The 19,415-nt window shown below is 66.2% G+C and carries 14 protein-coding genes; 7 read left to right on the forward strand and 7 right to left on the reverse strand.

Annotation, left to right across the window (positions count from 1 at the left end; all coding sequences use genetic code 11):
• Positions 1-4 precede the first annotated feature (4 nt).
• The 5 genes from atuC to N7607_RS16990 all read left to right on the forward strand — a co-directional run bounded on the left by atuC (position 5) and on the right by N7607_RS16990 (position 7,056).
• Positions 5-1,621 (forward strand): geranyl-CoA carboxylase subunit beta, encoded by a 1,617-nt coding sequence (gene atuC / locus N7607_RS16970; RefSeq protein WP_279866094.1) that lies wholly within the window; start codon positions 5-7, stop codon positions 1,619-1,621.
• 106 nt (positions 1,622-1,727) lie between these two features.
• Positions 1,728-2,888, forward strand: a complete 1,161-nt coding sequence (atuD, locus tag N7607_RS16975; RefSeq protein WP_279866095.1) for a citronellyl-CoA dehydrogenase — start codon at positions 1,728-1,730, stop codon at positions 2,886-2,888.
• Positions 2,889-3,033: 145 nt separating this feature from the next.
• Positions 3,034-3,831 carry an enoyl-CoA hydratase-related protein gene (locus tag N7607_RS16980; protein WP_279866096.1) on the forward strand — a complete coding sequence of 266 codons (798 nt, stop codon included), beginning with the start codon at positions 3,034-3,036 and terminating at the stop codon, positions 3,829-3,831.
• Positions 3,832-4,076: 245 nt separating this feature from the next.
• Positions 4,077-6,065 carry an acetyl/propionyl/methylcrotonyl-CoA carboxylase subunit alpha gene (locus N7607_RS16985; RefSeq protein WP_279866097.1) on the forward strand — a complete coding sequence of 663 codons (1,989 nt, stop codon included), beginning with the start codon at positions 4,077-4,079 and terminating at the stop codon, positions 6,063-6,065.
• A gap of 172 nt (positions 6,066-6,237) precedes the next feature.
• Complete coding sequence (locus N7607_RS16990) at positions 6,238-7,056, forward strand: NAD(P)-dependent oxidoreductase (protein WP_279866098.1); 819 nt, start codon at positions 6,238-6,240, stop codon at positions 7,054-7,056.
• A 51-nt stretch (positions 7,057-7,107) separates the two neighbouring features.
• On the opposite strand, the gene N7607_RS16995 is transcribed toward N7607_RS16990, so the two are convergent.
• The 7 genes from N7607_RS16995 to N7607_RS17025 all read right to left on the reverse strand — a co-directional run bounded on the left by N7607_RS16995 (position 7,108) and on the right by N7607_RS17025 (position 16,144).
• Positions 7,108-7,665, reverse strand: a complete 558-nt coding sequence (locus tag N7607_RS16995; RefSeq protein WP_279866099.1) for a hypothetical protein — start codon at positions 7,663-7,665, stop codon at positions 7,108-7,110.
• A gap of 68 nt (positions 7,666-7,733) precedes the next feature.
• Complete coding sequence (locus N7607_RS17000) at positions 7,734-10,205, reverse strand: hypothetical protein (protein ID WP_279866100.1); 2,472 nt, start codon at positions 10,203-10,205, stop codon at positions 7,734-7,736.
• 54 nt (positions 10,206-10,259) lie between these two features.
• On the reverse strand, positions 10,260-11,147 hold the full coding sequence (locus tag N7607_RS17005; RefSeq protein WP_279866101.1) for a hypothetical protein: 888 nt from the start codon (positions 11,145-11,147) through the stop codon (positions 10,260-10,262).
• Positions 11,144-11,728: an RNA polymerase sigma factor gene (locus N7607_RS17010; protein ID WP_279866102.1), complete on the reverse strand. Its 585-nt coding sequence runs from the start codon at positions 11,726-11,728 to the stop codon at positions 11,144-11,146. Before N7607_RS17010 ends, N7607_RS17005 begins: the two co-directional genes overlap by 4 nt.
• Positions 11,729-13,459 (reverse strand): VWA domain-containing protein, encoded by a 1,731-nt coding sequence (locus N7607_RS17015; protein ID WP_279866103.1) that lies wholly within the window; start codon positions 13,457-13,459, stop codon positions 11,729-11,731.
• 64 nt (positions 13,460-13,523) lie between these two features.
• On the reverse strand, positions 13,524-14,660 hold the full coding sequence (locus tag N7607_RS17020; RefSeq protein WP_279866104.1) for a fatty acid desaturase: 1,137 nt from the start codon (positions 14,658-14,660) through the stop codon (positions 13,524-13,526).
• Between the two features lie 14 nt (positions 14,661-14,674).
• Complete coding sequence (locus tag N7607_RS17025) at positions 14,675-16,144, reverse strand: amidase family protein (RefSeq protein ID WP_279866105.1); 1,470 nt, start codon at positions 16,142-16,144, stop codon at positions 14,675-14,677.
• 382 nt (positions 16,145-16,526) lie between these two features.
• On the opposite strand from N7607_RS17025, the gene N7607_RS17030 reads away from it, so the two are divergent.
• Positions 16,527-18,377 carry a fatty acyl-AMP ligase gene (locus N7607_RS17030; protein WP_279866106.1) on the forward strand — a complete coding sequence of 617 codons (1,851 nt, stop codon included), beginning with the start codon at positions 16,527-16,529 and terminating at the stop codon, positions 18,375-18,377.
• Entirely contained in the window at positions 18,374-19,252 is an 879-nt protein-coding gene (locus tag N7607_RS17035; RefSeq protein WP_279866107.1) for a LuxR C-terminal-related transcriptional regulator, read from the forward strand. The genes N7607_RS17030 and N7607_RS17035 overlap by 4 nt, the downstream gene beginning before the upstream one ends.
• Positions 19,253-19,415 lie beyond the last annotated feature (163 nt).

Below are 19,415 nucleotides of genomic sequence, written 5' to 3' on the forward strand. Positions count from 1 at the left end.
TCCGATGCCCGTCATTCAGTCCGAACTCGACGTCCACGGCGACGCCTTCGCGCAGAACCGCGAGGCCATGCTGGCCGCCATCGCCAGCTTCCGCGAAGTGGAACAGAAGGTCCTCGACAAGGCGGCCGAGGCTAAGGCCAAGTTCGAGAAGCGCGGCCAGCTGCTGCCGCGCGAACGCCTCAACCTGCTGCTCGACGCTGGCGCCCCGTTCCTCGAACTCTGCTCCCTGGCCGGCTACAAGCTGCACGATGACAAGGATGGGACTCAAGCGGGGGGCGGCATCATCGCCGGTATCGGCTATGTGGCCGGCGTGCGCTGCCTGGTGATCGCCAACAACAGCGCGATCAAGGGCGGCACCATTTCCCCCACAGGCCTGCGCAAGTCCCTGCGCCTGCAGCAGGTGGCCAGCGAGAACAAGCTGCCCATCGTCACCCTGGCCGAGAGCGGCGGCGCCAACCTGACCTACGCCGCCGACATCTTCGTCGAGGGCGCGCGCGCCTTCGCCAACCAGGCGCGCCTGTCCGCGGCCGGCATTCCGCAGATCACCGTGGTTCACGGCTCTTCCACCGCCGGCGGCGCCTATCAGCCGGGTCTTTCCGACTACGTGGTGGTGGTGCGCGGCAAGGCCAAGATGTTCCTCGCCGGCCCGCCCCTGCTGAAGGCCGCCACCGGCGAGATCGCCACCGACGAGGAACTGGGCGGCGCCGAGATGCACGCCCAGGTCGCCGGCACCGCCGAGTACCTGGCCGAGAACGACGCCGACGGCGTACGCCTGGCCCGCGAGATCGTCAGCCTGCTGCCATGGAACGCGCAGCTGCCGACGCGCCCGGCCAAGGCTTACAGCGAGCCGCTGTACCCGGCCGAAGAGCTGCTCGGCATCGTCCCGGCGGACGCCAAGAAGCCCTATGACGTGCGCGAGATCATCGCCCGTATCGCCGATGGCTCGGCCTTCCTCGACTTCAAGAACGAGTTCGACAGCCAGACCGTCTGCGGCCACCTGGCCATCGAAGGCCAGCCCTGCGGCTTCATCGGCAACAACGGGCCGATCACCCCACGCGGCGCGGCCAAGGCCGCCCAGTTCATCCAGCTGTGCGAGCAGAGCAACACGCCGATCCTGTTCTTCCACAACACCACCGGTTTCATGGTCGGTACCGAGTCCGAGCAGAATGGCGTGATCAAGCACGGCTCCAAGCTGATCCAGGCCGTGGCCAACGCCACGGTGCCGAAGCTGACCATAGTCGTCGGCGGCTCCTACGGCGCCGGCAACTACGCCATGTGCGGTCGCGGCCTCGATCCACGCTTTATCTTCGCCTGGCCCAACAGCAAGACCGCCGTGATGGGCGGCGCCCAGGCCGGCAAGGTGCTGCGCATCGTCACCGAGGACAAGCACCGCAAGGAAGGCAAAGAGGCCGACCCGAAGATGCTCGACATGCTGGAAATGGCCACCGCGCAGAAGCTCGACAGCCAGTCCACCGCGCTGTACGGCACCGCCAGCCTGTGGGACGACGGCCTGATCGACCCGCGTGACACGCGCAAGCTGCTCGGCTTCCTGCTGGACATTTGTGCAGAGGCGCAAATGCGGCCACTCAAATCCAATTCCTTCGGCGTCGCCCGCCTTTAGTCCCCTCTCCCTCCGGGAGAGGGTTAGGGTGAGGGGCCGTCCCCAACACCCTCACCCCAGCCCTCTCCCAAGGGGAGAGGGAGTCAGAACGAGGAGAACAAGAAAAATGATCTTTACCCAGGAACACGAAGAACTTCGCCGCACCGTCCGCAACTTCGTCGACAAGGAAATCAACCCGCACGTCGACGAATGGGAAAAGGCCGGCAAATTCCCCATGCACGAGATTTTCAAGAAGGCCGGCGACCTCGGCCTGCTGGGCATCTCCAAGCCGGAGAAATTCGGCGGCATGGGTCTGGACTACAGCTACTCGGTGGTCGCCGCCGAAGAGTTCGGCACCATCCACTGCGGCGGTATTCCGATGGCCATCGGCGTGCAGACCGACATGTGCACCCCAGCCCTGGCCCGTTTCGGCTCCGATGAGCTGCGCGAGGAGTTCCTGCGTCCGGCCATCGCCGGCGACATGGTCGGCTGCATCGGCGTGTCCGAAGTCGGCGCCGGCTCCGACGTGGCTGGTCTGAAGACCACCGCGCGCAAGGATGGCGACGATTACGTGATCAACGGCAGCAAGATGTGGATTACGAACTCTCCGAGTGCCGACTTCATCTGCCTGCTGGCCAACACCAGCGACGACAAGCCGCACGTCAACAAGTCGCTGATCGTGGTGCCGATGAACACCCCGGGCATCACCCTCAGCCCGCACCTGGACAAGCTCGGCATGCGCAGCTCGGAGACCGCCCAGGTGTTCTTCGACAACGTGCGCGTACCGCAGCGCAACCGCATCGGCCACGAAGGCGCCGGTTTCATGATGCAGATGCTGCAGTTCCAGGAAGAACGCATGTTCGGCGCGGCCAACATGATCAAGGGCCTGGAGTACTGCGTCGACAGCACCATCGAGTACTGCAAGCAGCGCCACACCTTCGGCACCCCGCTGATCGACAACCAGGTCATCCACTTCCGCATGGCCGAGCTGCAGAGCGAGATCGAGGCGCTGCGCGCCCTCGTCTACCACGCCACCGAGCTGTACGTGAAAGGCAAGGATGTCACCAAGCTCGCCTCCATGGCCAAGCTCAAGGCCGGCCGCCTGGGCCGCGAAGTCACCGACAGCTGCCTGCAGTACTGGGGCGGCATGGGCTTCATGTGGGACAACCCGGTATCGCGCGCCTACCGCGACGTACGCCTGGTCTCCATCGGCGGCGGCGCCGACGAAATCATGCTGGGCATCATCTGCAAGCTGATGGGCATCCTGCCCGGCAAGAAGAAGGGTTGATCCGTAGGGTGGATGTCGCTCTTTCCATCCACCAAGACGCCGCACGGTGGATCGGTAAAGCGTGATCCACCCTACGACCTGCGGCGCAGAGCACCGCACAGCGCATTCCCACGCAGAGCGTGGGAACGATCACGAGGAGCCTGTGATGGCTGAACTACCGAACACCGAAACCCTGCTGCTGGAGCTGGTCGAGGGTGTGCTTTACGTCACCCTCAACCGCCCGGACAGTCGCAACGCCATGAGCCTGGCGATGGTCGAGGAACTGCGCGCCGTGCTGCGCGCGGTGCGTGCCGACCAAGGCGTGCGCGCCCTGGTACTGCGCGGCGCCGACGGCCACTTCTGCGCCGGCGGCGATATCAAGGACATGGCCGGAGCCAGAGCCAAAGGCGGCGACGCCTACCGCGAGCTGAACCGCGCCTTCGGCAGCCTGCTGGAAGAAGCCCAATGCGCGCCGCAGGTACTGGTCGCCGTGCTGGAAGGTGCAGTGCTCGGCGGTGGCTTCGGCCTTGCCTGCGTCTCCGATATGGCCATCGCCCACCAGGGCGCGAAGTTCGGTCTGCCGGAAACCAGCCTGGGGATTCTGCCGGCGCAGATCGCCCCGTTCGTGGTCAAGCGCATCGGCCTGACCCAGGCTCGTCGCCTGGCGCTGACCGCCGCGCGTTTCGACGGTGCCGAGGCCCTACGCCTGGGCCTGGTGCATTTCAGTGAGGCAGATGACCAGGCCGTGGTCGACCGCCTCGCCGAGTGCCTGCAGCAGGTCCGCCAATGCGCCCCGGGTGCCAACGCGGCGACCAAGGCGCTGCTGCTGGCCACCGAGACGGAACACCTCGGCAGCCTGCTCGACCACGCCGCCGGCCAGTTCGCCGAGGCGGTAGTAAGCGGAGAAGGCGTGGAAGGCACCATGGCCTTTGTGCAGAAGCGCAAACCGAAGTGGGCTGAGTAAGCCGACGACACGCACAGACTACCCCCTCTCCCTCCGGGAGAGGGCTGGGGTGAGGGAACCACAAGCAGCTCAGAGCAGCCTGAAACACCCTCACCCCTAGCCCCTCTCCCAGAGGGAGAGGGGAATAGATCGTAGGGTGGATGTCGCTTTCTACATCCACCAAGAACACCGCCCGGTGGAACGTCGAACGGCGATCCCCCCAACACAGACCACAGCGGTTTGAACGGCAGGAGTAGAACAACAACATGCCCGCATTCAACAAGATTCTGATCGCCAACCGCGGCGAAATCGCCTGCCGGGTGATGCGCACCGCCCAGGACCTCGGCTACCGCACCGTGGCGGTATTTTCCGAGGCCGACGCCGGTGCCCGCCATGTGCAACTGGCCGACGAAGCCGTGTGCATCGGCCCGGCCCAGGTCAACCAGTCGTACCTGGTGATCGACAACATCATCGCCGCGGCGCAGAAGACCGGCGCCGACGCCATCCACCCCGGCTACGGCTTCCTCTCCGAGAACGCCGACTTCGCCCGCGCCTGCGAAGCCGCCGGCATCGTGTTCATCGGCCCGACCGTGGAAGCCATCCACCTGATGGGCAGCAAGCGCCTGTCGAAGATCGCCATGCTCGAGGCCGGCGTGCCGTGCATTCCCGGCTACGAAGGCGCCGCCCAGGACGACGAAACCCTGGCTCGCGAAGCCGAGCGCATCGGCTACCCACTGATGATCAAGGCCAGCGCCGGCGGCGGTGGTCGCGGCATGCGCCTGGTGCATGAATCATCCGAACTGGCCGCGCAGATCCGTACCGCCCGCTCCGAGGCGCAGAACGCCTTCGGCTCCGGCGAGCTGATTCTCGAGCGCGCCGTGATCCGCCCGCGCCATGTGGAAATCCAGGTATTCGGCGACCAGCACGGCAACATCGTTTATCTGGGTGAACGCGACTGCTCGGTGCAGCGCCGCCACCAGAAAGTGGTCGAGGAAGCGCCCTGCCCGGTGATGACGCCCGCGCTGCGCCAGGCCATGGGCGAGGCGGCGGTGAAGGCGGCGGCTTCGGTCAACTACGTCGGCGCCGGCACCGTGGAATTCCTTCTCGATCAGAGCGGCGAATTCTTCTTCCTGGAAATGAATACCCGCCTGCAGGTCGAACACCCGGTCACCGAACTGATCACCGGCCAGGACCTGGTCGCCTGGCAGATTCGCGCGGCCGAAGGCCAGCCGCTGCCGCTCAAGCAGGACGAAATCCGCCTCACCGGCCACGCCATGGAAGTGCGCCTGTACGCCGAGGACTCGGCGCACAACTTCCTACCGCAAACCGGCCAGGTGCTGCGCTGGGAACCGGCGCTGCGCGACGGCGTGCGCATCGACCATGGCCTGGTCGAAGGCCAGGCCGTCACCCCGTTCTACGACCCGATGCTGGCCAAGGTCATCGCTTTTGGGGCCACCCGCGACGAGGCGCGGCGCAAGCTGGTACGCGCCGTCGAGGACTGCGTGCTGCTCGGCGTCAACGGCAACCAGCGCTTCCTCGCCAACCTGCTGGCACATCCCGAGTTCGCCGCCGGCAACGCCACCACCGCCTTTATCGGCGAGCACTTCGCCAATGATCCGAGCCTGGCGCCACAAGCGCCGGCTGCCAGCGAGCTGGCTACCGCCGTCGCCCTGCTCTACCAGGCCAGTGCCTGCGCCAGCGCGCATCAGTCGGGTCTCTCCGGCTGGCGTAACAGCAGCGGCGCGCCGTGGAGCTTCGTGCTCAAGCAGGGCGAGCAGAAACACTCGGTCGAGCTACAGGTAGTCGAGTCCGGCGAACAGCCGCTGCTGCGCGCCCAGGTCGGCGCGCAAAGCGTCGAGCTACGCCTGCTGGCCAGCGACGGCCGCTGGGCCACCCTGCAGCTGGACGGCATCCGCCAGCGCCGCGCCTATCATCTGGCCGGCGAGCAGGTATGGCTGTATGGCCACAACGGCAACCTGGAGCTGGTCGATGTCACCCACGCGCCCGCCGGCGGGCAGAACGCCGCCAGCTCCGGCACGGTCAAGGCGCCGATGGATGGCGCCATCGTCGAGGTGCTGGTCAGCGAAGGTCAGCAGGTCAGCAAGGGCCAACTGCTGGTAGTGCTGGAAGCGATGAAGATGGAGCACCCGCTCAAGGCCGGCATCGACGGCGTGATCCGCCGCGTGCAGGTCAGCCAGGGCGATCAGGTGAAGAATCGTCAGTTACTGGTGGAGGTCGAGGCCGCAGAGGCCTGAGCCCCCTCACCCTACGCGGGCCGCCACAACCCTCTCCCAAAGGGAGAGGGAGTTATCCGTGCTCGACCTGAACACCGTACACAACCAACCTCACCAGACAGCCCCCTCTCCCTCCGGGAGAGGGCCGGGGTGAGGGAATACCAGGCCCGACCAGATCAAGAAGAGGTACCGCATGTCCCTGCAAGGCAAAACCCTGTTCATCACCGGTGCCAGCCGTGGCATCGGCCGCGAGATCGCCCTCAAGGCCGCCGCCCAGGGCGCCAATATCGTTATCGCCGCGAAGAGCGCCGAGGCCCACACCAAGCTGCCCGGCACCATCCACTCGGTGGCCGCCGAGGTCGAAGCCGCCGGCGGCAAGGCCCTGTCCCTGCAACTGGACGTGCGTGACGAGGAAGCGGTGAAAGCCGCCATGGCCCAGGCCGCTGCGCACTTCGGCGGCATCGACGCGCTGATCAACAACGCCGGCGCCATCCGCCTCAAGGGCGTCGAGCACCTGGAGCCCAAGCGCTTCGACCTGATGTACCAGATCAACAGCCGCGCGGTGATGGTCTGCAGCCAGGCCGCCCTGCCCTATCTGAAACAGAGCAAGGGACACATCCTCAGCCTGTCGCCGCCGCTCAACCTCGATCCCAAGTGGTTCGCCAACTACGGCCCCTACACCACCACCAAGTACGGCATGAGCATGCTGACCCTGGGCATGCACGAGGAATTCAGGAAGTACGGCATCAGCGTCAATTCGCTGTGGCCGAAGACCGTGATTGCCACCGCCGCCATCGAATTCGAGGCCGGTGGCCCGGTCGTGATGAAGGCCGCACGCCTGCCGGCAATCATGGCCGACGCTGCCTGCGCCATCCTGTCCAGCAGCGAACGCACGATCAGCGGGCGCCTGCTGATCGACGAGGAAATCCTCCGCGAACAGGGCCAGGAAGACTTCGAGCGGTACCGCTACGATCCGGCCGGCAAGCTGATGACCGATCTATTCGTCGACTGATCCCGTGTTGACGCGCGCCAGTCATCCATCCCCTTGGGCTGGCGCGCCTTTTTAGTTGCGGAATTCGATCTGCAGCTCCGCGCCCTCCACCGAGTCCAGGTAGTCGTTTTCGCGCTCGTTGGTGATAAGCCGGCCATTGATTTGATAGGGCCCCGGCTGATCCTGTTTCTCGACAAAGAGCGGCGGCAGCAGCCCCTGCTCCGGTTGTTGCTCCTGGGGGGCGGGCTCGAGCGTGTCCACCAGCTCCTTCGGCAGCCGCAGGTCGAGCTTTTCCGGCAGGGGCTCCAGCTTGGGCTGCTTGGTAGACGCCTTTTCGGCGACCTTGGGGACGACTCGGGCGGCGGCCGGGGCCTTGTCTGGGGGAGCCGCGCGCACCACCGCCTCGGCTGTTTCCCGCTCTGGCTTGGGCAAGGCTACGGGCAGTTTCTCGGGCACCAGTTTGTTGGTGACCACAGGCGCAGGATCGGCAGGCTTAGCGGGTTGCGCCTTGGCAGGAGCGGTCTCGGTCTTGGGCGGCTCCGGGACTGGTACCGGCGGCTTGTGTGGCTCATCGCAGGCCACCAGCAGGCCGAGGACCAAGGGCAGCGCCATCGCACGAAAAACTTTCATGGTGGGCAGGTTTCGCAAGATGATGCCCTATGCTCGCCCCTCCCCCCGCTTCTGGCAAGCCGGAGAATTTACTCGATGTTGCGCCAGGCCTGCAGCGCAACGGCATCCAGCGCCTGCCACTGGCCGGCGCGAACCAGCTCAGCGGGCGGCAACCAGAGTGCGCCGCGGGCCTGCAATTGCGTCCCGCACGGCGGCAACAGGTTGCTCAGCGGCAGACTACGCACCTGCCATTCAGTGGCCGCATCCTCGTGTTCCCAGTCGCTAGGCAACACCCGCCATTCGATCACCCCGTCCGCGAAGCGCAGGAACTGCGGCATGCAGCCGATATGGCTGCCGGTGCTGCGCAGGTTGCGCTCCCGGGTGTCGAGCAACAGCAGCTGCCATTGGTCGGTATTGACTCGCTCCGCCACCTGCATGCGCGGGATATGCCGGGTCAGCGCCAGGTAACGGCCATCGGCGGACCAGATCAGCGACGGCCCCAGATCGGCGACGGCCAGCCCCGAAGCGGTGAGCAGGCAGCCGCCACCGCGCGGATGGCGCTCGCGCAGGTAATGGTCGCGGTACTCGCTCTGGGCGCCGAACAGCCAGGCCGCATCGCCGCCCCCTGGCGCCGGCAGCACGAAATCGCCGTCGGCATTGGCCACCTGCGGGCACTCGACCAGGCGCCAGTTCGGCAAGGCTTCCAGCGCTTCCTGACCAACGCGCAGCTCCAGACGCTGGTAGTAGAGGCGCGAGTCCTCCTCCCGCTCGATAAAACGCGCTGCCCGCAGCGCCGCCGGCGCGGCTCGGTCGAAGCGGCGCAGCGGAGTGTCGCCCTCGTCGCGAGCGAGACGACCACGCACCTGGGCCAGGCTGAGTACGCCAGCGCGAAAATCCAGCAAGCGCGCCACCAGCGGTTGCCCGGCGAACTCCAGCAGGCGCCGCCGCTGCATATCCACCACGCAGACGCGGTGCGGCACGGCAGGCGCCTCGGCGAAGGCCACCAGGGCCAGATAGCGACCGCAGTCGGAAACGCGGTGATCGAGCAGCCACTGGTCTTCCAGCACCCAGTCGCCGATACGACAGGCGTAGGCGCCCAGCCGTCCATCCGAACTGTCGCGCAGCCATTCGAAGCGTGGGCGATCCCCACCGAGCAACGGCTCGCCGAGCACGGCGCCTTCGCCACGGCGCCCCTCGCCCATCAGCGGCAGCACGCGGACCAGACCGGTACCGCACTGCTCGCCGGCCAGCAGGCGGCCCTCGGCGTCGTGGCCTATACAGGTTTCCACATCGCTGTAGTAGTCGTGCAACTCATAGCCGAAGCGCAGATGGTCGAGCTGTGGCGTGTTCATCCGCCCGGCCAGCGTCAGCGTCTGTTCGGTCAGCTCACGCGGCCCCTCCCAAGACAGGCCGGGCTCGTCGTCCGCGGCGGCCCAGGGCTCGGGCAGCTGCCGCCAGCCCTGCCCGGCCTGCCACAGCCAGAGCGGCCGTGACCAATGTGGCGTCGATTGCAACGCGGCGGCATGGCACACCAGCGCCTGGCCATCGGCACGCCACACCGGCACCGCCTCGGCGGCGATCAGCAGGTCGCTGGGCTCGCCGTCGATCTCCAGGCGCAAGGTCGGATAGCGCAACGGCGCCAGAGGATCGTCCAACTCGCGCAGGCGCTCCGGCAGATGGGCGATGCCGCGCAGGCGGTGATCGCCTGCGGGCGCGGGAAAATCCTTGTCGACGTGCGGCAACGACCAGCCCGGCTCCAGCCACAGATCGGCTACGGCGACCAGCTCGACCATCTCGCTCTGGCGCAGCAGATCGGCCAGTGCCATGCGATAACCCTGGTTACCTACCAGCGGGCTGTGCCGACCGCTGATGGCCTCGTCGCTGAACTCGTCGATCTCCCAGAATTCGCCAACTTCGGCGCTGCGGTACACCCGTCGCTCCTGGCGATCGAGGATCAGCAGGCCCCAGGTGTCGCGGCTGGGCAGCGGCGCAGCGAAGTAGCGGCCGCTGCTGGAGAAGCGCGCCGAGGCGCCTATGCCTTCCAGCAGCACACCATCGGGGAACAGGTAGTTGCCGTAAGTCGGCCCGCCCATGGCGATCTCGCCCCAGGCGAAGGTGCGGACGACCTCGCCCTCCGGGGTCAGCAGGTCATCACCGCCCCAGGCGCTGGCACCACGCACGGCGGCCGCCTCGGTGGCTTCCGGCTTGGCCTTGGCCAGACCCAGGCGCCTCTCCAGCGTCGAGGCCAGCCCCAGACCGACGAACAGCAGCACGATGCCCGCGGTGATGCCCCACCAGGTGGGCGCCCAGTGGATGATGGAGAAACCGAAGCCGATGGCGCCGGCCGTCACCAGCCCGTTGCACAAGCGTGCCGGGCGCCTCCAGGCGAGGCGCACAGCGCCCCAGGTGAACAGCGCCGCCAGCAGCACCAGCCCCAGAGCCAGCAAGGGATGCAGCACGGTTAGCGCCGCGATGGGCGCGACCAGCTTGAACAGCTCCCAGACCAGTTTGAACAGCAGGCGGGAAAGCGGCTCGTCCGGGTTCGGGTCGGCGGAATGCACAGCGCGGCTCCTTGCGCGTGAAAGGAGCCGCAGTGTAGCCGGACGCGTTCGCCGCTAGCGCGAACTGTCCGGCTTTTCCAACTCTGCCTGCAGGCGCTTCAGCTCGGCGTCCAGGTCCCGCTGCGGAAACTCCCGCTTGAGCATTGCCAGCAGCCGATCGGCGTCGGCGTGCTGCCCGGCCTGACGCATGCGCAACACATTGTGCAGTTGCAGCTCCAGGGGCGGCGCCTCGGGCACATCGGAATGGCCCAGGGTTTCGGCCAGTTGATCCTCGCTTAGCTCCTCATGCAACGCATTGCCTGCCTGTATCTCCGAACGTTGCTTAGCCGCTTGCGCCGCTGCCTTAGCCTTTGCCTGAGCAGCTGCCTGAGAGCGGGCCTCCTCACGCGCCGCATCGGCTTCGGCTGGGGCGGCGGCAGAGTCGGCCATGGCTTCGACCGGCGGCGCTGCCAGGGGCTTGGCCGGGGCCATCTGCCGCGGTGCGGCGGTAGCCGCTGGCGAGACCGAGAAGGAAGCGCCCGAATCCAGGGCGCCTGCCACGGACTGCTCCGGCTGCTCGGCCTTCTTGTACTCGCGCTCGGCGCTCTGCTTGCGCGCCTCCGCTATCGGTGCCGGGGCCATCTCCTGCAACGCCGGGGCGGACGCCGGGGCCGGCGCATCGTAGGTCTGCGGCAACTGCTCACGGGTATGCAGCGACAGATTGAGGCCGATGCCGAATACCGCCAGGCCGGCCACAGCCATGGACCAACGGGTGCGGCTGCCGGCGCCAAACAGCCAGGCGTGCAGGCGCTGCGACCAGCTCAAGCGCGGTTGCGCCAGGGCCTCACGGGCGGCCGCCATGATCAGCGCATCCACGGCGGCAGACGGCTCGCCCTGGCTGTGCTGACGGAAATGCTCCAGCAGTTGCTGTTCCTGCTGCAGATCGTGGTCGTGTTGGCTCATGCGGATACCTCCTCGGCCGAAGCCGGATCGGCCAGCAGCCGACGTAACTTGTTCAGCGCATAGCGCAGGCGGCTCTTCACGGTTTCCGCCGGAGTACGGGTGAGTTCGGCGATCTGGTGAAGTTCAAGGTCGCCGTGGGCGCGCAGCAGGAACACCTCGCGCTGCTCCTCGGGCAGATCGGCCAGCGCCGCCTGCAGGCGCTCCTGGTCGCGACTCAGCAGCAACTGCTGCTCGGGACCGGGCCCCGGATCGGCACTGGCGTGCTGCGCCTCGTCGTACTCATCGAGCTTTCCCTGGTGGCGCCCGCTCTTGCGCCAGTGGTCGATCAGGCGGTTGCGCGCGATCTGGTACAGCCAGGTCTTGAACAGCACCGCCTCGCGCTGCTCGCTGGCGCTGCGGATCAGGCTCATCCAGGTGTCCTGGAACACCTCCTCGGCCAGCGCATGATCGCCGCACAGACCGAGGAGGAAGCGAAACAGACCGAGGCGGTGGCGCTCGTAGAGTTGGGCGAACGCCGCCGCCTCGCCATTGCGATAACGCCGCAACAGCGCGGCATCATCGTCCATCAGTGGTTGGTTCAATTAGTCGGCCCTGACTTGAACGTTTTGCGGAGTTTGCAGGCTCTGCGCCAATTCGACCAGCTGGACGAACTCGCCACGCAAGCCGAACGGGTCCTCGCCCTTGGCGCCACGTGCCAGCTTGGCACTGTCGGCCAGCGAGAAGTTGCCAGTGTATTGACCATCGCGCAGCTGTTGGGCAAAGGCGGCTACCGCGGCGGCGAAGCGTAGATCGTCGCTGGCATTAGCGATAGGCGTCGCTTCGTTCTTGGCAATCGGGCGCTCGACCAGCTTGCTGGCACCGCCCTCCGGCGCCTTGTAGCGCAGGCGCAACCAGGCGATCTCGCCGGCCTTGCCCTGTTCCTTGACTTGGGCATAGCGCAGTGGCTCCAGCCAGCCCTTGGCGCCCACCGGCACCACTTCGTACAAGGCTGTAACGGTATGCCCGGCGCCGATCTCGCCGGCATCGACCTTGTCGTTGCTGAAGTCTTCACGCTTCAGGGCGCGGTTCTCGTAGCCCAGCAGGCGGTATTCGCTGACCTCGGCCGGGTTGAACTCGACCTGGATCTTCACATCCTTGGCCACCACGGCCAGGGTCGAACTGAGCTGGTCGACCAGCACCTTGCGCGCCTCGCGCAGGTTGTCGATGTAGGCGTAGTTGCCGTCGCCGGCATCGGCCAGCTGTTCCATCAGTTGCTCGTTGTAGTTGTCGGTGCCGAAGCCCAGGGTGGTCAGCGACACACCGGTCTTGCGCTTGTCGGCGGCCAGTTGCTTGAGCGTCTCGAAGTCGCTGATACCGACATTGAAGTCACCATCGGTGGCCAGCAGGATGCGGTTGATGCCGCCCTTGAGCAGGCCCTTCTGCGCTTCCTGATAGGCCAGCTGGATGCCCGACTCGCCGGCAGTGGAGCCACCCGCGGTGAGTTGATCGATGGCAGCACGAATCTTGGACTTCTCGCTACCGGCGGTGGACTCCAGCACCACGCTGGCATTGCCGGCATAGGTGACCAAGGCCACGCGGTCCTGCGGGCGCAGCTGATCGACCAGCAGCTTGAGGGTGCTCTGCACCATCGGCAGGCCTTCGCGACGATCCATGGAGCCGGACACGTCGACCAGGAACACCAGGTTGGCCGGTGGCAACTCGGCGGCGCTCAGATCGGCGGCCTTGATCGCCACGCGCAGCAGACGGGTCTCGGGATTCCACGGGGTTGTTGCCAACTCGGTGGCAACGCTGAACGGCACGTCGCCCTCGGGCTTGGGATAGGCGTAGGGGAAGTAATTGACCAGCTCCTCCAGGCGTACCGCGTCCTTGGGCGGCAGGCTGCCGTCGTTGAGGAAGCGCCGTACGTTGGCGTAGGCACCGGTGTCCACGTCGATGCTGAAGGTCGATACCGGCTGCTGGGCCACGGCCTGCACCGGGCTGCTCTCGATCTTCTGGTACTGCTCGCGGTAGACGTCCTGGTAGCCGAAGGCGGCGCTATCAGCCATCGGCGCCGGGGCGATCATCGGCACGCTTTGCGGCATGGCCTTGCGCGCCTCCAGGGCACCGGCCACGACCGACGGGGCGTAGGCGGCGTTGGCGTCGACCTCCTCGCGCAGCACCTCTTGCTTCATCTTGGGCTCCGCCACCTTGGGTACCACGAGGCTGGTGGCAGGCTCATCGTTGGAGGCGCTACAGGCGGCCAGGCCCAGCAACAGGGTGGCACCGAAGCCGGCGAGCAGGGGTTGGCGGATCAGAACGGTGATGCTGGACATGGCGGGTTCTCCTCGGGCGAAAAGTCCATTCGCCTGGGTAGACGCAGCGCCATGTCGGTCCGGGTTAAGCCCCCTGCGAAATTCCCTCGGCGGCCCGGGTGGCGGCCTGCTGGTGGAACTCGCGGAAGCTGATCATGCGCCTGGCCGCCGGGTCCCAGAGTTTGAGATTCAGGCAGCGCCAGATATCGCGCGGATGCAACGAGGTGACCGTCGGCTCGCGCAGCGCCGGGATCGCCGCCATCGCCTCGGGCAGGCGATAGAAGGGAATCGTCGAGTTGGCGTGGTGCACGTGGTGGTAGCCGATGTTGGCGGTGAACCAGGCCATGATCGGCCCCGTGCGCATATAGCTGGAGGAATGGATCGCGGTCTCCACGTAGTCCCAGTCCTCGCCCTGTGGATAGCGCGCGCCGGGGAAGTTGTGCTGGCAGTAGAACATGTACACGCCCAGCGCCGAGCCGACCAGGATGGGGATCAGCAGCAGGTACAGCAGCAGGTCGGGGGCGAAGTGCGACAGCAGCAGCACCGTGGCCAGGTTCAGCGACAGGGCCAGCAGCGACCACCAGCGGTGGCGGGGCTGGGTGATCAGCGAAACCAGGCAGATGCTGAATACGAAGATGGTCTGCGAGCCGAGCAGGATCATCAGCGGGTGGCGGGCGACGTGGTAGCGCAGGCGCTTCCAGGTGCTGGCGCGGGCGTATTCCTCGGTGGAGATCAGCGGGAAGGTGCCCAGGTCGGTGTGGGTGGACAGCAGCGGCAGGCGTCCCTGCTCCGCACCAACGTACTGGCAGCTGTGGCCGTGGTGGTAGTCGTGGGACTGCTTCCACAGGGTGGGCGGCGCCAGCAACATCAGGCCGTACCCCTTGAAGAACAGGTCGGCGAAGCGCGAGCCGCGCAGGATCGCGCCATGCATGTAGTCGTGGAACAGCACGAACATGCGCACCAGCGCCAAGCCGAGGAGCACGCTGAACACCAGGCGCAGCGGCCACCACAGCGGCGTGGCGGCGCCAGCGCCGAACAGCGCCAGCGCCGCGAAGCTGGTCCAGAAGTGCCACCAGCTGCGGCGCCGGTCTTCGACGGCGAAGGGCAGCGTCTGGCGGATCAGCTCCTTGCCGAAGCGCGCCAGTTCCTCGCGGCTCAGCGCGTCGGTGGGCCAGGGCACAGCCGTTTCCGCGGTTTGCCCCTGGGGCTCGTGGACCGTCATCGCGCCTTCCTCGCTCAAGCCAGGGCCGGTGTGGCTGCCTGCAGCTGCAGGAACAGCTCGGGCCGCCGCTGCTTCCAAGGCTGTGCCTGTTCGAGCTGGCCGGCCAGACGCAGCAGCAGTGCCTCACCACCGAACTCGGCGCTGAGCATCAGGCCGATCGGCAGCCCCTCGGCGTTCCAGTGCAGCGGCAGGGAGATGGCCGGCTGCCCGGAGGCGTTATGGATGGCGGTGAAGGGGCTGTAGTCGAGCAGCGGCGCGTAGGCCTTCTCCACGTCCTCTTCCTGCACGTCGACCACGCCATTGCGGATCGGCGGTGTCGCCAGGGTCGGAGTCAGCCAGCAGTCGTAGGTCTGATGGAAACGCGCCATCTCCCGACCGACCTGCTGCAGCACCAGCTCGGACAACTGGTATTCCACGGCGCTGACGGCACGGCCGCGCTGCTGCACCGCACGGGTCAGGCCTTCCAGCTCGCCCTCCTGCGGTGGGCGCCCCAGCTGCAGGCTCATCAGCTCCACGGCGAAGGCGATGCCGGAGAACCACAGGGTGGTAAAGGCGCCGACGAAGCTCTCCGGCTCGATCTGCGGCTGCGCCTCCTCGACCATATGGCCGAGCGATTCGAGCAGCCTGGCGGTTTTCTCCACCGCCTCGATGCAATCGGGATGCAGCGGCCGCCCGGCCGGATCGACGCGGGAGAAGGCGATGCGCAGCTTTCCGGGCTCACGACCGACCTCGTCGAGGAAAGCGCCGTTCATCACCGGAGCACGGTAGGGATCACCCGGCACCACGCCGTGGGTGGCGTCCAGCAAGGCGGCGCTGTCACGCACCGTGCGGGTCAGCACATGCTCGTCGAGCAGGCCGCTGAGCAGTTCGCCGAAATCGGGGGCCAGCGAGTTGCGCGCCCGGGTCGGCTTGAGCCCGACCAGGCCGCAGCACGAGGCGGGAATGCGGATCGAGCCGCCACCGTCGTTGCCATGGGCCGCCGGCACCATGCCGCAGGCTACCGCCGCCGCGGCGCCACCGCTGGAGCCGCCCGTCGAGTAGTCCAGATTCCAGGGATTGCGCGCCGGCCCGTAGAAGGCGCACTCGGTGGTCGGCAGGATGCCGAACTCCGGGGTATTGGATTTGCCGATGAAGTTCAGCCCCGCCTTGCGCCAGCGGCTGACCAGCTCGCAGTCCTGCTCCATCACCCGCTCGCGCAACATGCGCGACGACAGCGCCGACGGCATGCCCTGGCAATCACCGAGGATGTCCTTGAGCAGGAAGGGCACGCCGTGCAGCGGGCCGGCAGGCGTGGCCCGGTCCTGTTGCGCCGCCAGCGCCCTGGCCATGTCGTAGGCCTTGTAGACCACCGCGTTGGTCGCGGGGTTGAGAGCCTCGATGCGGCGGATAGATTCCTCTACCAGTTCCGACGGCTTTACCTCGCGCTTGCTGACCAACTCGGCCAGCCCGAGGGCATCGAATTCCGCGTATTCGGTAAAGGGCATCGCACTCTCCTGACTAGTTGTTCATTCAACGCAACGCAATCTTGAAAAGTGGCTGTCACAGGCCTGTGTAAGTGTTCGAAATAACGCCACCAATTCCAATAGCGCTGGCTTTGCAATATCGCGAAATATAGAACCTGTCGGTTCACATATAAGGACACCAAAAGACCGGAAATCCTTCGGGAGTTGAACTCGTCGACATATCGGACCGTTTGTCGAATATGCGGTAGGCAGAGAGATGGCAGATATACGCCGTTTGGAGTATTCCCTTCGGATAGATGCTTCAAGAGGATGAATGCGGCAAAGCCTTCTACGCAGACGGCTCCGGTTGTTCGAAATAATGGTCATAGAAGATCGATATAAGTGATCGGGGAAAGTTGAGCACATGATCGAAAAAGAGCATAACCAGCACCTCTCTTACGCAAACTTTGCCGAGAGTCTGCAACACCACGCCCGGACCATTCCCGATCAACTCGCCTACCGACTTCTGCTGGATGGCCGCGACAGCCAGATCACCATCACCTTTGCCGAACTGGACCTGGCCGCCCGCGCCACGGCCGCCACCTTGCAACGCCATTGCGCGCCTGGCGACCGGGTGCTGATCCTGCTCAAACCCGGCCTCGACTATGTGACCGGGTTCCTCGCCTGCCTGTATGCCGGCCTGATCGCGGTGCCCGCCTACCCGCCGGGCGCCACCAAGACCCTGGATCGCCTGGATGGCATCCTCGGCGACTGCAACCCGGCGGCGGCCCTGACCACCCGGGAAGACACCGAGGCGATTCGCACCCGCTTGGCCGAGACGGCGCCGGCCACCCGGGTGCTGGACATCACCCAGCTCGACACCAGCGCCAGCGACTGGAACCCGGTCGCGGTCACCCGCGCCGACGCGGCCTTCCTGCAGTACACCTCCGGCTCCACCGGCACGCCCAAGGGCGTGGTGGTCACCCACGGCAACCTGATCCACAACTCGCAGAGCATCCACGAGAACTTCTCCACCCATCAGGGCAGCCACAACGTCAGCTGGCTGCCGCCGTACCACGACATGGGCCTGATCGGCGGCATCCTGCAGTCGGTCTACGTCGGCTACCCCTGCACCCTGATGGCGCCGATTCACTTCCTGCAACGCCCGCTGCGCTGGCTGCAGGCCATCAGCAAGTACCGCGGCACCATCAGCGGCGGGCCCAACTTCGCTTACGAGCTGTGCCTGAAGAAGGTCAAGGACGAGGAACTGGCCGACCTCGACCTCAGTTGCTGGGAGATCGCCTACAACGGCGCCGAACACGTAAGGGCGCAGACCCTCGAATCCTTCCATGCCAGGTTCTCCCGCTGCGGCTTCCGCAGCGGTGCCGCCTTCCCCTGCTACGGCCTGGCCGAAGGCACCCTGCTGGTAACCTGCGACCGCGCCCTGCGCGAACCGGTGATCCGCCACTTCCATGCCCCGCTGCTCGAAGACAACCGCGCCGAGCCGGTGGCCAACGCCTTCGTCATGGAGTCACCGGAGGTGCGGGTGCGCACCCTGGTCAGCAGCGGGCGCGGCATTCCTGGCCACGAGCCTTTCATCGGTGACCCGCAGACTGGCGAACGCCTGCCCGAGGGCCACGTCGGCGAGATCTGCGTGGTCGGCGACAGCGTCGCCCAGGGCTACTGGCGGCGTCCGGAGAGCACCGCCGAGGCATTCCTCCCGGCGCGCCCGGAGCAGGCCGAGCACAGCAGCTACTTCCGCAGCGGCGATCTCGGCTTCCTGCTCGATGGCGAGCTGTATGTCACCGGCCGCCTCAAGGACCTGATCATCCTCAACGGCGTCAACCACCATCCCGGCGATATCGAGAGCACGGTATTCCGCGCCGACGAGAGCTTCCGTCCGGACGGTTCGGCCGTGTTCAGCGTCGACCTGGGGGACAGCGAACAACTGGTGGTGGCCCAGGAAGTGGAGCGGCGCTCCGTCCGCCAGCTGGACGTGGCCCGCGTGCTGGCCGATATCAAGGCCGACCTCTGGCAACAGCACCGGGTGGCACAACCGATAGTCCTGCTGGTATTCGGCGGCACGCTGCCGCGCACATCCAGCGGCAAGGTCAGGCGGCAGGAGTGTCGCCGCCTGTTCGAGCCATTGATCCGCACGCTGCAGGAGGAATTGCCGGCGGACAGCATCGAGGTGAGCAGGAAAGTCGTGGTCGCCGAGCTCGGCGGTCGCGTCCTGCTCGATTCCACCCTCAACAGCCAGACCCTGGAAGCATGAGCTTCCTCTCGGGCAGCGCCCTGCTCCGGGCCCCGGCCACCAGCCTGCTCCCTCGTACGCTGAGGGCACCGCTGGCGGCCGTGTATGACGGCGAACGCAACTCGCCGCCGGTGCTCCCCCTGTTGCCGGAAGCCAATCAGGAGCGTCTGAGCCTAGTGAGGATGCTTACCGCCATCGCCTCGGTACGCACCATCGACGACCTCAAGCTGCGCACCCAGCAGGCCCTGGCGATGTACCTGCCGTGCGAACACTTCATCTTCGCCAGCGGCCGGATCAGGGCGCACCGCGCCTTCGTCTACAACCTGATCCATACGGACGCCATGTCGGAACAGTGCCTGGGCGAGATCGTCGGCAACGAAGGCATGGTGCCGCCGCTGGACATCGACCTGGCCGAGCACTACGGGCGACCCAAGTTCACCACCACCAGCGAGATGAAGACCCCGACCGAGCGCATCTGGGCCGATATCTTCCGCCGCCACGGCATCGCCAACGTGGCCTGGATGGTGCTCCCCGGGCTGCAGCGCAACACCTTCACCGGCTACTACTTCATTAACGCGACCGCGGACATCAGCCACGAGAACAAACTGCGCATGACCGTGCTGGCGCCCTACCTGCACATCGCACTGAACCGTGTGCGCGGCAGCAAGCAGCTGCGTGAGCAGCAGAACGACAGGGGCAGCCCACAGGCCTCTTCGCTGCTGTCGAGCCGGGAAACCGAGATCGCCCGCTGGGTGGTGCGCGGCAAGACCAACTGGGAGATCGGCCAGATCCTCGGCATCAGCGACAAGACGGTGAAGACCCACATGCAGAACATCCTCAGCAAACTGCATGCATCGAGTCGGGCGCAGATCGCCGCCTTATTCTCCGACGAATAACAGATAACTCCTTCCGGATATAACTGGAACGACAGTGTTGAACTGTCGTCCCATATCGCCGCTCGCCTAAGATAATTCATGACATTTATATGCCAGCGCAGAAGTCACAAATAAGCGGTGCCATTACTCCATCTGGAGTATTGAGCGCGCAACATTGGACACC

This window comes from Pseudomonas sp. GD04019 (assembly GCF_029837695.1).
Lineage (GTDB): Bacteria > Pseudomonadota > Gammaproteobacteria > Pseudomonadales > Pseudomonadaceae > Aquipseudomonas.

Excerpts from the sequence above, each read along its gene's own strand:
- atuC (WP_279866094.1), top strand. The coding sequence starts at position 5 with ATGCCCGTCATTCAGTCCGAACTCGACGTCCACGGCGACGCCTTCGCG.
- atuD (WP_279866095.1), top strand. The coding sequence starts at position 1,728 with ATGATCTTTACCCAGGAACACGAAGAACTTCGCCGCACCGTCCGCAAC.
- N7607_RS16980 (WP_279866096.1), top strand. The coding sequence starts at position 3,034 with ATGGCTGAACTACCGAACACCGAAACCCTGCTGCTGGAGCTGGTCGAG.
- N7607_RS16985 (WP_279866097.1), top strand. The coding sequence starts at position 4,077 with ATGCCCGCATTCAACAAGATTCTGATCGCCAACCGCGGCGAAATCGCC.
- N7607_RS16990 (WP_279866098.1), top strand. The coding sequence starts at position 6,238 with ATGTCCCTGCAAGGCAAAACCCTGTTCATCACCGGTGCCAGCCGTGGC.
- N7607_RS16995 (WP_279866099.1), bottom strand. The coding sequence starts at position 7,665 with ATGAAAGTTTTTCGTGCGATGGCGCTGCCCTTGGTCCTCGGCCTGCTG.
- N7607_RS17005 (WP_279866101.1), bottom strand. The coding sequence starts at position 11,147 with ATGAGCCAACACGACCACGATCTGCAGCAGGAACAGCAACTGCTGGAG.
- N7607_RS17015 (WP_279866103.1), bottom strand. The coding sequence starts at position 13,459 with ATGTCCAGCATCACCGTTCTGATCCGCCAACCCCTGCTCGCCGGCTTC.
- N7607_RS17020 (WP_279866104.1), bottom strand. The coding sequence starts at position 14,660 with ATGACGGTCCACGAGCCCCAGGGGCAAACCGCGGAAACGGCTGTGCCC.
- N7607_RS17025 (WP_279866105.1), bottom strand. The coding sequence starts at position 16,144 with ATGCCCTTTACCGAATACGCGGAATTCGATGCCCTCGGGCTGGCCGAG.
- N7607_RS17030 (WP_279866106.1), top strand. The coding sequence starts at position 16,527 with ATGATCGAAAAAGAGCATAACCAGCACCTCTCTTACGCAAACTTTGCC.
- N7607_RS17035 (WP_279866107.1), top strand. The coding sequence starts at position 18,374 with ATGAGCTTCCTCTCGGGCAGCGCCCTGCTCCGGGCCCCGGCCACCAGC.